This window comes from Clostridium manihotivorum, assembly GCF_004015185.1.
In the GTDB taxonomy this organism is placed as follows: Bacteria; Bacillota; Clostridia; order Clostridiales; family Clostridiaceae; genus Clostridium_AR; species Clostridium_AR manihotivorum.
The window spans coordinates 3,149,049-3,163,719 of record NZ_CP025746.1 but is presented as its reverse complement, the minus strand read 5'-3'; the positions used below and the strand labels follow the sequence as shown (position 1 = coordinate 3,163,719).

Genomic DNA, 14,671 nt, shown 5'->3' with positions numbered 1-14,671 from the left:
AAGAAAATATCTTTATTCCGATAATTTTAAAAATAATATCTTAGGTTGCTTTGCAACCAATAAAATTTTTTCTATTTTTTTGTTCCATAGTCTTTCTTTTTATCATCACCTTTGTTAAAATTATATTGTTATAGGTCGCGTATTTTTATATGTTGATTTAATCGTGATATATCTTCAGATATTAGAGGTTCTCGTCGAAAAGATTCTAATATTCTTGAAGATATTTCTTTTATACCAACTTTTAATTCTCTTATTGCTACGCTACCTTTTTCTAACAGTTGTCTTAATATGTCTGATATCTGTATTAATAAATAGTGGTTTTTCATAGCTTGATAATTTAAACAACAAGCATGCTCTATGTCATATCTTATATTCTTCTGGTTATTAAAGCCTTCATTTTCAATTTTCCACCTACTTCTACCAGCAGATACAATTTTGAACGCATTTCTTTTGGTAATCTGTATATTCGTAACAAAAACAAAGTTTTTGGTCGTTTTTTCACGGCTGTCTTTATCTTTAGATTTCTTAAAAATTGTCTCAGTAAAATCTACGGTATTAATAAATCTATGTTTATATGAGACTTCATTAATATAAGTTGCATCCCAACTAAACTCTTGTTTTTCAAAAGCCAATGTAGAAGTAATTTCGTTGTTTTCAAAGCTTTTTATAACCTGAATTTCTTCCCAGAGAGTTTTGGCTCTTCCTTCTTTAAATCTAAAGATAAATTCCCAATTATACTCATCACATAATTCATAAATCGGTTCACAAGCATAAAGACTATCCCCTAGAAGACAGATATTTAGCTTTCTAAACTTGTATTTTAATTTTTTCATTAGCCTTTTAGCTTTTATTTCACAATCCTGTTTGCTGACGCTCTCGTCCTCATTTTCAACAAATTCAGTTAATATACTAAATACCATATCTCCTAAGACTAACTTTGCTTCTAAAACCGTATGATAGTATACAGTTTTTTCTACTTCTCCAGTTTCTTTATTTTTATATTCTTTTTTTAAACAGTGATCACAATGCCTTTCGTTAAAAGAATATAGTTGTGAACCATCAATGGCAATACACCAGTATTTATCCATCAATCTATATTTCTCTAATGATCTTTTTTCTGAAAAGTTCTCTTATCATGTAGTCTCTAATTTTTTCTAATTCACTTACTTCTAACTCTTTTAGAAAGTTATTAATTGTATCATAATGTGGTATTTCTTCTAAAGAATCATATCCTAATGACGTATTTTAATATTTTCTATTACGGCGTCATTATTAAAATCTTTGTCATTTTGTTCATGCTTACTATGCCTGAAACATTTTTCATTATTACCGTAAATAGTATTATTTCTGGTGTATAAGTAACATAATTCTGATTTCTTTTGTCTTTTACAATTGCTAATTTTTTATTTAGATCTTTAAAAAAGTGGTTTTTAATTTTCGAAAATTCTCCGAAATAATTTATTTCATTCTCTTTTTTTCTCTTTTGTTTTCTTGTCATTTTATCCATATTTCATCCCCGCAAACGTAGTAAATTAGGCACTTTCCCTTATTATATTATACCATATTTTATTACATTTTTGGGTGTTTTTAACTCGAAATATATTTACTCCTTAATGCTGGAGTACATTTATTAAGCAGTTCACCCTCTATACCGCGTTGATTGATTTTATAATACACTGTATTTTCAAATAGGGGTGAGCAAATGAGTAATATATCAAAATTACTAGGTGAAAGAATAAAAAGCTTACGAAAAGAATACGGATGGAGCCAAGAGGATTTAGCAAATAGAGCCGGAATAGCTCGTTCATTTATGGGTGAAATCGAGCGAGGACAAGCAAGTGCAACCGTAGAAAGCTTAGATAAAATTGCAACTGCTTTTGAAATACCAATAGAAGATATATTTAAAGGCTTACAAACTAGTAGTGAAAGTAAATATTCTCTCTTAATAGATAGAGCAAATGATTTATCTACTGAAAACCTAAAAGCTGTGTTAGATTTTTTAGAGACTTTATACCGTTTAAAGACAAAGTAAAAATAAGCCTGACGTTTTGCACGAAAGGCTTTTTCCCACATTTAGTAAGAACATAGTGTTATAAGTTTGTTTGATACGTTCTTTACTTTTTAGTATCTTGTATAAGTCATGTAACTCTTTTTTACTTTGCTCATTAAAGAATAATGCTTTAGTACTTATCCTTTGCAAACGCTAAAATATTCCCGTCAATATCAGAACCATAAGCTACATAATCTCCCCAATTTCTAAGTTCAGTTTTACTAATTCCTGTTCCACCAGCTTTTACTAATCTAGAATAATATTCATCTGGATTATCAACGAATAAATATAGTTCACTTCTGGGCACTCCATTTGCATGTGCTGGATTAGGTATTTTATTTTCAAGTATTCTCATAATCCCTTCCTCTGGCATTATACCTAATATAACACTATCTGAAAGCTGAAATTCTGTCATTCCCTGAACATCTAGTATTGGTTTATATCCTAACAATTTTTCATAAAATAATTTGCTCTTTCCTTGGTTATTAACATAGATTATATACATCATTTTATCTTTTGATATGCTCATAAAATTACCTCGTTTTAAAAATAAGATTAAAATATAGCTAACTTTATTTTACACCTTAAAACTATAACATCAAACAATATTATAATTAATCTTGTAGACATTACCTAAGCTTTTTATTGTGAAATAAATAAAAGTATGCTGGTGGATACTGCTATATAAGGACATAGAGCACCTCTATCGCCTGTTTTTACCTTTCTAGTTATTAGCCTATATGATGCTACTATTCCTGCTAAAGAAAAAGCTACAAATATGTTAATTAAACTTATAAAACTTCCAATATATAGAGCTGTAATGATAAATACTTCCGCATCTCCCCATCCCATAAAACCTAAGATAGCTATATTCAAACACATCACTAAAATGCTTGAAATAATAATAACATAAGTTGTTAAACTAGCTCCATAATATAAATCAGCCCCCATAAAAACAACTCCAATTGCTAAAAAAGCAAAGGATATAAATGTATATACATTTTTGGAGTAGTGATCTATATATCCTGTAACAGTTAAATAGACCATTAATAAAAAATACTTTATAAATATTATTGATAAACCATACTTTATATATAAGAATCCTATAAATAGACTGAATAAAATGCTTATAATGGCTCTATTAGCTCTTTTATCAATTATCTTTGTATTATCCTTTGAATTAATAAATTCAATAACCCTAAAAGAATTATAGATAAAGAATAAAGAAATCAGTGACATTGATATTAATTTTAACATTGTCCATCCTTTCTTACTATACTGGATATAAAATAAAAGAAGCATATAAATCACCGTTCATACACTCCCTAAATTACTTTATATTTAATTATCTTACTCTTCTTAAAATAACTTCTTCGTGCTTTGATACTTCCTTCTCAATATTATTAAGCTTCTCAGTATTTTGCTTATATCCATCAAATAATGCTTCAAGCTTCTTTCCATGATTTTGTTCCATACGAAGAACAGTTTTTTCTACACTACCTATTTTTTCACTATTGTCCTTAACATCTTTTTTTATTTCTTGAAGCTCTGAAAATAACTTTTCTTGGCTGCCTTTAAAATCAGAATACATCTTCTCCATTAGTTCAAACAGCTTTTCATTTTCCATTTGCACTTTCACCACCTATTGATTAATATTATATCATATTAGACTAAATAGTAAATCAGTTATATTTGGTTCTTGTTCTTATTCCTTTTAAGATATTACTTATTACATTGAACTTTGCATTGTTCTCAACCACACCAATTGAATTTTTAAAGGCTTTAATATTAACTGCAAAGTTATTTTTTTCTTCTGCATAAAGTGGCACATTAAATACCATTTCAGTAGTTAAAGAGCCTTTAGGTTCTATATTTATAGTTCTATTTAATGTACTATCTAAAGCAACTAGCTCATTAGGAAAGGTTATCTGCAGCTTATCTAAAAACCCTGTTGTATATATCCTAAGTATAGCTTTTTGTCCCTTTTGAAGTGTAGGTATGCCTGCAAAGCTTGGAGCATTGTATGGCACTATCTGAGCATTTAAAGTAAATAAATCAAATCTTTGAGTTTTTATTTTGCCTGTATTTCCTACATTATCCCTTGTATAAATATCTATGTTTATATCTTCGCTACCAAAAAGACTATTAACATTAGTGTTAGGTAAAACATAGCTTCCATTTAGTAAATTAAGCTGTAACATCTTTGCTTCAGCTTCTCTGCCTGAGGGATAAAGTTTGGCATATACAGAATTTATTCCAGAACCTATGTCCTTTAAATAATCTACTCTTGCACTAATATTAAGATTATCATCTAAATTTATTATTGTGCTTATTTTGCTATCTAATATTTTATTAGAAGTATCAGTAAATCCTGGGGCTATACCATCTGTTTTTAGCCATATTCCTGAATCATAATATCTATCATAATATTCAGTTCCTCCACTTAAATAGGTATTGGCATACATTAATTTAAAAGCTGTGCCATTTAATTTTACCTTCATGTGATGCCTAATTCCTGAATAGTTATTTCCTGAGTACTGAAACTGCTGAGCCCTTTCTTGACTATTATTTAAAGTAAAATAAGTGTTGTATTCACTGCCATTAATATAGCTCCCATTAATATCACCATATTGTCTGGCTGAATTACCTGTCATTGCATCATCCTTTGCGAATAAAAGATATGTTCTGCTAGGATATATTCCATAGCTTGAAGGAAAATAACCATCTGTATATATCCCTATAGTACTATTAGGTTTAACCCAGTAAATACTATCGCTTTCCTTATAATCATATTCATAAACTGTTAACCTTCCTGCCATTGGATTGGGCATAATCCTATTAAAGCTAGTACCTGTTAAAAACCCATCATTTTCTGCGTTATCTGCACCATATACATGAGCATCAAAGGTTCCGTATTTTCCAATATGATTAGAAGTATTTAAATCAACAGTTACAGTAAAATCATTAGTACCTGATTTTCTATTCATAGTGTACCAATTTCTATAGGCTTCTCCATCTTTCCATACTGCTACTCTTATTGTTCCATCATTTACTCCACTTAAGTTATCAGTTACATTTTTAGCAGTAATAACATATTTATTAATATCTGAGCCGTTGGTTATTGTTAATCCTGTTGATGTAGGAGCTTTCTTATCAACTCTGTAGGGGCCTGAGCAAACTGGATTAGATTTGTTTCCTACATTATCAGTAGCATAATACCATAAATACCAAGTTCCTTCGCTATTTTGAGTTGTATTTACTGTTGATGAATTAATACTATTCCAAGCTGTAGGAGCACTAAAATTTGAATTAGACCAAGCGTAATATAAAGTGTTTACTCCTGATCTTGAATCACTTGCATTTATTGTAACAGATAAATTATTAGTCCAGCCACTACTTGCAGGATTAGCTGCTAATGTAGGTGCTATTCCATCTGTTTTAATTGTCATACCAGTTGAGACATAGCTGCCGCCTGGTCCATATTTACCATTAGCTGAGTAATGATAAGCTTCTACATTAAAATCCCTAGAATCTTGGCTAGCTCTTACGCTAAAGGTAGTATATAAATCTCTGTTTCCATTCTCTCTCCACACACTAGGAAGTCCAATATTAATTTCATTAGTATTTGGTGAAAAATAATTTAATGCTCCATTAAACTGTGCTGCTGCCCTTATATCCTGACCATTTCCTGTTAGCCTTATATAGTTATAGTAAACATAATCATCTAGTTGCTGAGCGTATCCTTCAAAGTCCTGCCTGCCATGTATATTTACATTTAAAGTAGTACCTGGCTTAATCCAATAGTCTGAGCCATCAACATATTGTGCTCCACTAACACTTGCTCCTACAAAATATGGTGAAGTTTTAGACCTCCTATAGTAAGCTATAACTCTTTTCTCATAACGCCCATATGTGCTATTCCAACTCGGTGCTTTTCCAGACCCATCAGCCCAAACAGCATCATAAGAAGTAAATCCAAAGGTAGAATATCCATTATTCTCATAGTAGCCATCATATTGAATATCTCCCCAAGTATCATTATAGAAGGTGTTAGGCTTTCGAGGTTTAGCAGCATACCATGATTCACCTGTTTCATAATTACTCCTATTCTTTCCAAACCAATAGAAATATCCTGTATGATAATAATAATCTGCGTCTGAAGGATAGGAGCTTTCTACTGGCGCAGCATAGACATTTATTACTGGAATAACTGTAAACAATATAGTTATAGCAAGGACTGATAGGATAATTTTCTTTCTTAATCTCATTTCAATATCCCCCATCTACTATTTGAATTTTTATTTATAGTTTTCAATGGAGATATTATCATAAGTTGAACTATCTAGCTTTTTTAGTGCTTTTATCTTACCTCTTTCAACTGCATTATCTAATTTATGTGCATCAACTGCACTTAGATATAAATTTAATGCACTAGCAGCTGCTTTACTATCTCTGTTTATTAAGCTCCCATCTGCAGCAATTGCTTTGCTGATAATAACATTTTTAAGTTCCGTCTGGGTAATTACTTTGTTATCTTGATTTTCTGTAAGTATAAGGTCTATTACATCACCTTCTCTTAAAGTTCCTCCTGCAACTTCACTTATATCTGAAAATTTTATTGAATACTCCACCTTGTTTGGTATGTCTTTTAATCTATTTGAATTCTTATCTATTCTTTTTCTTGAAATCTGTTCACCTTTTAGAATATTTTCTGCCGTATATATTTCCAGTAACTCTTCCTTATTTGTTATAGAATCTTCAACTAAGTTATCTTTGCTTACTTCCCTTTTAATAAAGTACTTATCGAAGTTGTCTTTATTAATTATTGTATTTTTGCTTATATACTGCTGAGAGTAATAAACTTCTGTCTTACCATTTGGATTTGCAATTTTATTTTGCAACGTAATTACTACTGCAAAAATAATAGCAGCCATAAGTAGGCTTAAAAACATTAAGGAAACCTTTTTTTTCAAGCTATCTTCCTCCTTCTTATTCTTTCAATATATCTGTATCCTCAGAGAACTCAACATGCATACTATCTTTAAATATAGTTTCTAATGTAAATCCTATTTGTGAGTGAACTGTACTTGCTTCAACCTTAGTACCTTTAGGAGTATATATATTGCCTTTACCACTTGGATAATTTTTAACTGCAAAATTTAGTGTAGTAAAATTTAATTCATATACTGCAACATCATTTCCCTGCACATTATATATAGTAAATTTTTTTATATCTACTTTACCTTTTATAGAGCTAATAGAATTTTTAGGCGCATAGTTTTCATCTAGTCCAAGATTATACTTTAAATGTCTTTGGAAAGTCTTTAAAGCTTCATTAGGGTCTTTTACAATAACAATTTTTTTATTAGGATCTTGAGATAATAAATCTATGTCTAAATTTTGGGTCGTAAGAGCTGCAAGATTTGATGAAACTAAGGCATCACTTACTATCTCACTTTCTGCACTTATCTTATATTTTGTAAATGCAAACATGCATACAATAAACAAAATATAGAATAGAAAAATAGCAGAAATCTGTATAACCAAATTACCCTTTTTCTTTTTCAACATACCACCTTCCTCTAATTCTTTGCTGTTGAAGAACGTGATATTTGAACTCTTTGAACTTCATTTACAAATTTGACATTAAAGTTTTCTATATCTATGTTTCTAATCGGTTGGTCATAGTTTATAAATAAAAAAACATCTTCTCCATTTTTTACTTCTGACATGGTAGTTCCAGTTAAATCTATATTAGAGAAACCTTGATTTGTTAGTTCACTTCTTAATTTAGCTGCGTTTTCAGGAGTTAAATATCCCTTACTTTCAATCTTTAATACATATTTTCTCGCTATTTGATTAGCAGTTATATATTTATCTGTGGAACCTACGTAGTTAAGTGAAGCTATTGTTATTATAAAGAAGGATAGTATTCCTAACACAATAATTACATATTGATCAATCTCACCTTTTTTCTTTTTCACATTACCACCTTTATAAAAAATACGGAAAAATTTAACTTTCTCCGTATTTTAATCACTACTAAATATTTATTATTTTACTGTTCCAGCAAGCAGGCTATTTATCTGTGTCTTTAGCGTACTAACAGTATCAGTCATAATGTCATAAATGCCATTTCTAAAGTATATGCATAAACCTACACCAAGGGCTGCTAATACTAGAGCTACAATAAGTTTATCGTCTCCTTGTTTTTTTCTTGTAAAAATGTTATTTGCTTTGAGCTTTATATTACCTATTTTTTCTACAACCTTTACTTCTGTATTTATTATTAATTCTCTCATTACCTTTTCTCCTAATATTCTTAAGCTTTTACAGTTCCAGCAATTAAGTTTTGAATCTGAGTTTTTAACGTAGCAACAGTACTTGTCATTATATCGTAAATGTTGTTTCTAAAATAAATACATAGACCAACACCAAGAGCTGCAAGAACTAAAGCAACTATAAGCTTGTCATCGCCCTTCTTTTTCTTTGTAATAAAATTATTAAGCTTATTTCTAAATTTATTTGCTCCTTGCTGCATATTGATTGATGTGTTTAATACTAATCTATTCATTAACTTTTTATCTCCTTTTTCTTCAATATCTTATTTTTATTGTTTAGATTATTTTATAAATATTCCTGTCCAACTTTTAATAAGTTCAGCTCCTGTAATGTAGAGTATTGTTGTCATAATACCCATATACATCAGGAGCTGAATAATATTTGCTGTACTATTTACTTTTTTAGTATCTTCCTGTATTGCTATCAGATTTCTTTCTTTTAGCGAATCTGATATATCTTCTAATGCTTCTTCTGTCTGTCCAGTTATAAGACTTTGCTTTATGGTTATAACAAAGTTATCTATCTCTGGCGAATTAAAATTACTTTGAAAATTATCTAAAGCCTTCTCTATATTTTTAGTCATGTTTATTTCCGCTGATAGCTCTGCAAGTTTCATTTTAAATCTTTTATTTGAAGCTACTAAGTAGCACTCTGTTAAAGCATTTCCTATGAAAACTCCTGCAGAAGTTTGTATGTTTAATAGATCATAAACATCTCCAAGCTCTAGCTTAATCACTTTCATATCTTGTTTATCTTTCATCTTTAGAATGATATCTAATATAAAGTAACCAAACACAGCAAAAATAACTGCTAGAATATAATCATTGCTAATAAGAAAAGCTATAAATAATATAACTGAAATTAATAGTTTTCCTATTATATATCCAAAGGGAGTCAGCTCAAGCGGATTCCCTAATTTTTTAAAGTATTTTTCTATTCTTTTGTATGAAAAATATCCCTCCTCATTTTTCCTTAGATAATTATTAAACCTTTTATAGCTGTTTTTTTCTTCTTGCATATCTCCCTTCACTTTTTTAGGTGTGTAGTTTTTAAAGTATAAATATGTTGATACCAAAATTAAAAGGAAAATAGCAATATTTAATACTGATACAATAATTTAAATCACCCCCTCCCCGTGATTTTCTAGTAGTTTAAATTATCTAAGGTTATAAATTTATAGGTAGCATATATTAACACTATTAAGAAATATCCTAATAGCACATTACCTACTAACGTAGTTTTAAGAGTATCTAATAAATTGCCTGAAAAAGACTGTAGAATATTTAAAGTGAAAAGTCCCATAAAAAGTGTTATGACTATTATTGACCTTCCACTATTAACAGCTTTAGTTCTTCTTTCTTTTTCCTCAAAATAATGCTTTAGAATTACTTTAGATTTTTTTATTATCTTCTCATAATTGGCTTCATGCTTAGAACAGATTGCCAAGTTCTTAATTAGCTGCTTAAATCTTTTATTCTCAACCTTATCTTCAAGATTTCTAAAGGCTTTGTACACTGGAATTCCTTTTCTACATTCAAAAACAAATTGTTCAAGATATTCCTTTATAGGCTCTTCAACATAATCTATTGATTTTTCAATAATAACTACTATGTCGTTATTAGAGCTGCATAAGTTTTTAAGTGTATTTATATAAACTAATAGTTGCTTATCAATTTTATTAAAAGTTCTCTTTTCCATGTATTTTAAAGTGAAGACTACAATAAATATTACTGAAGCGAAGGCTGCAACAGTATACAGCCAAAAACCAAAATATTTGTTAACTAAAAAAGCAGATACAAAAGCTAACACTAATATACCTGCAATTAATAATTCACTTGTTATAAAGGGAATTATAGTTTTTATCCTTGATCTTTCAACAAGCTCATCTATTTTATCTATAATTTTTTTATCACTTGTTGAACCTTCATAAAGAAATTTAGCTTCCCTTACCTTCTGCCTTTCATTGTATACTTTACTCACATCATCAAGAATTTTATTTAAATACTTCTTTTCCCTAACTTCAATAATTATTGAAATAAAGAAATAAGAAAATACAGCTAAAAATATAGCCATTGCTGCATATACAATGTATGTTACATTCAAACTAAATCACTTCCTTGAATTGATTTCTCTTAAATTTGCTATATGCAATTTTGTTTTTAATCTTCTGACAACTTTCATTTAGCTGTATAAATTCACCCTTATCATTGCTTATACTATATTTAAAAACAGGATTAAATATAAGGCTTTTAGTTTCTTCATTAAATCCTTTTATTTCAGTTATTTCAAATATTTTAAAATCATCAATAAATATGATTGCATCAATGCCAGTTAACATTTTAAGCAAGTCTTCTGTTTTTAAATCTGCTGCTTTTGGAGAATACCTTATATAGTGTATTAGTTTTTCGACAGCCTCTTTTGCACCACTGGCATGTACTGAGCTTAAAGCTGTATGTCCAGTAAAGATAGCATTTATCATATCCCAGGCTTCTTCTCCTTTTATCTCACCTATAACAAAATAGTCTAAGTCAGTTAAAAGCCCTTTTACCGATAAATCGGCAAGAGTATATTGTATCTTTGACTCTCCCTTTGCATATTTAACCTTTTGCAGCATTAAGTCTGGATGCTTTAAACTATAAAGCTCTTCAGCTTCTTGAATAACCAGACCTGATTTATTAAAAGGTATTTCATCTATTAAGGCATTGAGCAAAGTGGTTTTACCTACTGCACCTTTACCACATAGGAAAAAGGTTAAATTGCTGCTCATACCTTCATTCAAGTATCTTTCTATTTTGTCATCAAACATTTCTTTTGCTTTTAGCTTAGGTAAATCATCTTTAAATTTAGAAATTTTTCTTATGTGCAAATATGGGTATTCTACTGAGTTTACATATTCACTAGATATAGTTATTCTCAGAATAAATTTATCTGAAGAATTCTTATCTGTCACAGTTTGCATAGCTTCCTTTTCACTTAATATAGCTCCATTTTTAACTGCAACAAAATTTATATATTCTTTTAAAGCTTCTCTCGATGGAAAAACTACATTTGATTTTTTTCTCTTTCCCTGTTCTTTAATTCTAACATTATCATAATCTATAGTTTTAATATCACTTATAGTATCGCTATCTATAAGCTCCTGCAGCTCTCCATATTGCCATATATATCTTTCAAAGTTTTTAAGAATAAAGTCCTTATCCTTCTGGTCTAGTCCATAGGCTTTCCTATCTAAGAAGCTGTAAACTTCTTTTCTAAGTATTTTTTCTTCTTCAATACCCCTTTCAACTGCATTTATAAGCTGTGGCTTCTTTATGATAAATTCATGAATCATATCGTTTAGTAATTTATTTAGTTCTCCTTTATCTTTTATCTTACTAATCGTCGGCCCCTCCACATCAAGTGTATCTGAACTTTGCACTTCAGTACATACTAGTGTATTTCTATTAGCTTGACTATTGACAAAATCTTCTTTGATCCTCCTATCTCTCTTATTATTTATAAAATAATATATTAGTACGATAATTGCTGTTAAAGCTAATATTAGAAAAAATATATTCATAGCTTCTTATATTCTCCTTATCTTAAAAATTCGTATAAAAAAAGAGCCTTATGGCTCTCTTGATGTCTAAACAATAAGACCTGCAGTTCTCAACTCTCTATTCAATGCAAATCGTCCCATCTCTTCTCTCAATATTTCTTTAGCATATATTTCACTAAGATCATCACTAACAGAGAAAAATTCAATCTTTCCGTATCCATTGCTTATCTTTATAAGCATCTCTTCTTCAATTTTATTGCCTAATAGAATTGGAACAAACAATCCATTGCTCATATCATCATTACTTGCATAAACACATACGCCTATACTATTTTGTTCTGGCATATAAGCAACTACCGTAATTGTGGGAGAACTCTTAATTTTTCTAATCTTTGATATATCATCTTTCACAACAAGTGTAATTATATATCCCTCTTGAAATATAGCCTTGCATCCTTGATGCTTAAGGCTAGTTCCCCATTCTCTAATTCTTTCCTCATAAGTTAACAAAATATCCCATCCTCTCATGTTTTTAATATATTATCGTCCAATAAATGTAAAACTTTATATCACTTAATTGCTTTATCAGTAAAAAACATTATGCCTATGCATTTTTCTCTTTCAAACTAACTAAACGGTCTTTTGAGAATAGGATTTTCTTGTGTATATCAGGCAAAATTGTTGAGTAATTTGCTATTATATCATTAAAATATGATTCTCCATTAGCCCAATTTACCATATACGTTTTGAAGGTCTGTACCTTTAATTTAGGATTATCTATAAAAAGAATTTCGTTTAACTTTCTATCATTTAAAATAACACTATCCATTTCTACTTTTGTATTTTCTATAGTTATGTTTGCTTTAGGAGTAAAAAATATTCCGATCTCTTCTCCCATTTCATGCCAAGATGCAGAATCATCAATAGCCGGACCCACAAATACTAACTCTTGCTTATAGTATTCACCATAACTTGTTGCACCACGTATTAAAAATCCTTTTTTTAAGCAAGTATTAATTAAGTTTTGTGATATCAATGAATGAAGCATTGTTTCATAATGTATTTCACTTCCACTTGAAGTTATTACAAAAGTATCTGATATTAATTCAATAGAAAGTTCTAGTCGAAATTTTTTTAATTCATCTAAAACACTTTCATAGTTATTTGAATACTTTGCAATTAAAGTTTCTAAGTTACTACTGATTTTTATAATTTCTTTTGATAAGTCTTTTCTATTTTCATCGCTAAAAAATCCTCTCAATTCATGTTCAACAATATTCTTATAATACCTTGCTTGTAAAACTGAAATATATTCTTTCATTTCGGCTCTTATTTGTAATAAGCTATCAACAGGATTAGTTTCCCGTTTTGTTTGCCAAATACCCTTCCATCCTAAAATATCTGCAAATGTAACATAACCGTAATAACTATCTGTGCTCATTTTTACACCTCGATATTTTCTGGAGTATTTTTTTCGCAAACATTAATCCACATAGTTATACTTTCCAAGTATTCTTTTAAATCTTCTATGCTCATTTCCTCACTATCTGCCTTATTCCATAAATCAAGCATAAATCTGCTTAGAGAGTTTGGATAGCTTATTGAATCATGCTCTAAGTGCTTTATTAAAGCTTCCCCTTCTTTACTTCCTTCTCTTGTTTGGTGGAATGAAACCTTCCAGCCAGTAGTTGTTCTAGCAATTCTATAATAATCATCATGTCCCCAGCGTCTTGAGTAAATTGCAATTTTAATATCTTTATTTAGGTTCATATCGCCCTTTTTAGAAGCTATATTTTTGCCATTCCCTAGTAATTCATTATATAAGTCTTCTAATGTATGATAATGATTATAATAATCCTTTGTGTTTTCATTGGGGTAAATCTCACTATTAACAATCATATATTCTTCGTATTCAGGAAGTATATACCAATGAATCTTATAAGCCAATTCAATAATCTCTTTGGTTGGCTCATAATTATTACTATTAATTAATTCCTCAAATTTTCTTTTATAATCCATCTTTAATGCTTCTAGAGTTTCATCTTCCTTTTTTAATTTCCCTTTAATTTTAGTGAATTGTTTTATAAGTTTTTCAGTAGGCATATACTTTTCATTTTTTAAAATTAGGATATTTTCTTCAATCACATAATTAAAGTCCTCTTGTCTAAAAAATAATCTATTTGATAATTCGTCAGCAGTAAAACCATCCTTAAGCTCTTCAATTGAATAGTTTTTACAGAAACGATTAATTAAATTATGTATTCTAGCCTCTTTTTGAGTTATATACATATTTGGCTTACCTCCTCTTTATATCTCCGATTATATATACGATACTCTAATAAATTTTTCAAGAATTATATATATTATACTATAAACCTTTCCTTATGGCTAAATTAAATATACATAAGTCATCTATATAAAAAAATAACCACTATAATATAGTGGCTACTTAAACTAATATTCTTATTAAAAATACTGATTAGAAATGCTGAACCGTGTTTCCACACTCCACTTCAAATTGCTACTCTCACTAAAATACCATCTTTTTTCAATTTATTCCTAAAATCATCCCCATCTGAGGTGAACATAAAAAACTCTCTAAACAGCATGAATTCAAAGATTACAATGAGTTTGCCCGACGTAGTCCTACGACGCACTCCACATGGCTCGAGAGGACAGAACGAATGTCTTTCTAGCTTTCCGTTCTCGGGAACATATCCACGGCATTTTTTTCACTATCG

General features: G+C 29.5%; 18 protein-coding genes. 1 reads left to right on the top strand and 17 read right to left on the bottom strand.

Annotation, left to right across the window (positions count from 1 at the left end):
* Positions 1-128: 128 nt before the first annotated feature.
* Both C1I91_RS14320 and C1I91_RS28570 read right to left on the bottom strand, forming a co-directional pair.
* On the bottom strand, positions 129-1,088 hold the full coding sequence (locus tag C1I91_RS14320) for a transposase (protein ID WP_205694320.1): 960 nt from the start codon (positions 1,086-1,088) through the stop codon (positions 129-131).
* A gap of 170 nt (positions 1,089-1,258) precedes the next feature.
* The gene (locus tag C1I91_RS28570) at positions 1,259-1,507 is read right to left on the bottom strand and encodes a hypothetical protein (protein ID WP_205694264.1); all 249 of its coding nucleotides are present in this window, start codon (positions 1,505-1,507) and stop codon (positions 1,259-1,261) included.
* A gap of 195 nt (positions 1,508-1,702) precedes the next feature.
* Here C1I91_RS28570 and C1I91_RS14315 point away from each other — a divergent pair, with 195 nt between their 5' ends.
* Positions 1,703-2,032 (top strand): helix-turn-helix domain-containing protein, encoded by a 330-nt coding sequence (locus C1I91_RS14315; protein ID WP_021656812.1) that lies wholly within the window; start codon positions 1,703-1,705, stop codon positions 2,030-2,032.
* Positions 2,033-2,180: 148 nt separating this feature from the next.
* Here the strand turns inward: C1I91_RS14315 and C1I91_RS14310 are convergent, their stop codons facing one another.
* From C1I91_RS14310 to C1I91_RS14240, 15 genes are all read right to left on the bottom strand, one after another.
* Positions 2,181-2,579, bottom strand: a complete 399-nt coding sequence (locus C1I91_RS14310; protein WP_128213462.1) for a VOC family protein — start codon at positions 2,577-2,579, stop codon at positions 2,181-2,183.
* 113 nt (positions 2,580-2,692) lie between these two features.
* Positions 2,693-3,307 carry a prepilin peptidase gene (locus tag C1I91_RS14305; RefSeq protein WP_164880539.1) on the bottom strand — a complete coding sequence of 205 codons (615 nt, stop codon included), beginning with the start codon at positions 3,305-3,307 and terminating at the stop codon, positions 2,693-2,695.
* 88 nt (positions 3,308-3,395) lie between these two features.
* Entirely contained in the window at positions 3,396-3,677 is a 282-nt protein-coding gene (locus tag C1I91_RS14300; protein ID WP_034571882.1) for a hypothetical protein, read from the bottom strand.
* A gap of 55 nt (positions 3,678-3,732) precedes the next feature.
* The gene (locus C1I91_RS14295) at positions 3,733-6,318 is read right to left on the bottom strand and encodes a hypothetical protein (RefSeq protein WP_034571884.1); all 2,586 of its coding nucleotides are present in this window, start codon (positions 6,316-6,318) and stop codon (positions 3,733-3,735) included.
* 30 nt (positions 6,319-6,348) lie between these two features.
* Entirely contained in the window at positions 6,349-7,023 is a 675-nt protein-coding gene (locus C1I91_RS14290) for a CpaB family protein (protein ID WP_034571886.1), read from the bottom strand.
* Positions 7,024-7,039: 16 nt separating this feature from the next.
* Positions 7,040-7,621, bottom strand: coding sequence for a hypothetical protein (locus C1I91_RS14285; protein WP_021656818.1), 582 nt, complete (start codon positions 7,619-7,621; stop codon positions 7,040-7,042).
* 11 nt (positions 7,622-7,632) lie between these two features.
* Positions 7,633-8,034, bottom strand: a complete 402-nt coding sequence (locus tag C1I91_RS14280; RefSeq protein ID WP_128213461.1) for a hypothetical protein — start codon at positions 8,032-8,034, stop codon at positions 7,633-7,635.
* 69 nt (positions 8,035-8,103) lie between these two features.
* Positions 8,104-8,352: a hypothetical protein gene (locus tag C1I91_RS14275; RefSeq protein WP_021656820.1), complete on the bottom strand. Its 249-nt coding sequence runs from the start codon at positions 8,350-8,352 to the stop codon at positions 8,104-8,106.
* Positions 8,353-8,372: 20 nt separating this feature from the next.
* A complete protein-coding gene (locus C1I91_RS14270) occupies positions 8,373-8,624 on the bottom strand; it encodes a hypothetical protein (RefSeq protein ID WP_128213460.1) in 252 nt (83 codons plus the stop codon).
* Positions 8,625-8,672: 48 nt separating this feature from the next.
* Complete coding sequence (locus C1I91_RS14265) at positions 8,673-9,410, bottom strand: type II secretion system F family protein (RefSeq protein WP_128213459.1); 738 nt, start codon at positions 9,408-9,410, stop codon at positions 8,673-8,675.
* Positions 9,411-9,535: 125 nt separating this feature from the next.
* Complete coding sequence (locus C1I91_RS14260; protein ID WP_128213458.1) at positions 9,536-10,495, bottom strand: type II secretion system F family protein; 960 nt, start codon at positions 10,493-10,495, stop codon at positions 9,536-9,538.
* A 1-nt stretch (position 10,496) separates the two neighbouring features.
* Positions 10,497-11,951: an ATPase, T2SS/T4P/T4SS family gene (locus C1I91_RS14255; RefSeq protein ID WP_128213457.1), complete on the bottom strand. Its 1,455-nt coding sequence runs from the start codon at positions 11,949-11,951 to the stop codon at positions 10,497-10,499.
* A gap of 66 nt (positions 11,952-12,017) precedes the next feature.
* Positions 12,018-12,458: a hypothetical protein gene (locus tag C1I91_RS14250; protein WP_205694319.1), complete on the bottom strand. Its 441-nt coding sequence runs from the start codon at positions 12,456-12,458 to the stop codon at positions 12,018-12,020.
* Between the two features lie 76 nt (positions 12,459-12,534).
* Positions 12,535-13,371 (bottom strand): hypothetical protein, encoded by an 837-nt coding sequence (locus tag C1I91_RS14245; protein ID WP_128213455.1) that lies wholly within the window; start codon positions 13,369-13,371, stop codon positions 12,535-12,537.
* Positions 13,372-13,373: 2 nt separating this feature from the next.
* Positions 13,374-14,219 carry a hypothetical protein gene (locus tag C1I91_RS14240; RefSeq protein WP_128213454.1) on the bottom strand — a complete coding sequence of 282 codons (846 nt, stop codon included), beginning with the start codon at positions 14,217-14,219 and terminating at the stop codon, positions 13,374-13,376.
* Positions 14,220-14,671: the final 452 nt, after the last annotated feature.

Bases quoted from the DNA above. Each gene is read 5' to 3' on its own strand.
- C1I91_RS14320 (WP_205694320.1), bottom strand. From the start codon at position 1,088: ATGGATAAATACTGGTGTATTGCCATTGATGGTTCACAACTATATTCT.
- C1I91_RS28570 (WP_205694264.1), bottom strand. From the start codon at position 1,507: ATGGATAAAATGACAAGAAAACAAAAGAGAAAAAAAGAGAATGAAATA.
- C1I91_RS14315 (WP_021656812.1), top strand. From the start codon at position 1,703: ATGAGTAATATATCAAAATTACTAGGTGAAAGAATAAAAAGCTTACGA.
- C1I91_RS14310 (WP_128213462.1), bottom strand. From the start codon at position 2,579: ATGAGCATATCAAAAGATAAAATGATGTATATAATCTATGTTAATAAC.
- C1I91_RS14305 (WP_164880539.1), bottom strand. From the start codon at position 3,307: ATGTTAAAATTAATATCAATGTCACTGATTTCTTTATTCTTTATCTAT.
- C1I91_RS14300 (WP_034571882.1), bottom strand. From the start codon at position 3,677: ATGGAAAATGAAAAGCTGTTTGAACTAATGGAGAAGATGTATTCTGAT.
- C1I91_RS14295 (WP_034571884.1), bottom strand. From the start codon at position 6,318: ATGAGATTAAGAAAGAAAATTATCCTATCAGTCCTTGCTATAACTATA.
- C1I91_RS14285 (WP_021656818.1), bottom strand. From the start codon at position 7,621: ATGTTGAAAAAGAAAAAGGGTAATTTGGTTATACAGATTTCTGCTATT.
- C1I91_RS14275 (WP_021656820.1), bottom strand. From the start codon at position 8,352: ATGAGAGAATTAATAATAAATACAGAAGTAAAGGTTGTAGAAAAAATA.
- C1I91_RS14270 (WP_128213460.1), bottom strand. From the start codon at position 8,624: ATGAATAGATTAGTATTAAACACATCAATCAATATGCAGCAAGGAGCA.
- C1I91_RS14265 (WP_128213459.1), bottom strand. From the start codon at position 9,410: ATGCAAGAAGAAAAAAACAGCTATAAAAGGTTTAATAATTATCTAAGG.
- C1I91_RS14255 (WP_128213457.1), bottom strand. From the start codon at position 11,951: ATGAATATATTTTTTCTAATATTAGCTTTAACAGCAATTATCGTACTA.
- C1I91_RS14250 (WP_205694319.1), bottom strand. From the start codon at position 12,458: ATGAGAGGATGGGATATTTTGTTAACTTATGAGGAAAGAATTAGAGAA.
- C1I91_RS14245 (WP_128213455.1), bottom strand. From the start codon at position 13,371: ATGAGCACAGATAGTTATTACGGTTATGTTACATTTGCAGATATTTTA.
- C1I91_RS14240 (WP_128213454.1), bottom strand. From the start codon at position 14,219: ATGTATATAACTCAAAAAGAGGCTAGAATACATAATTTAATTAATCGT.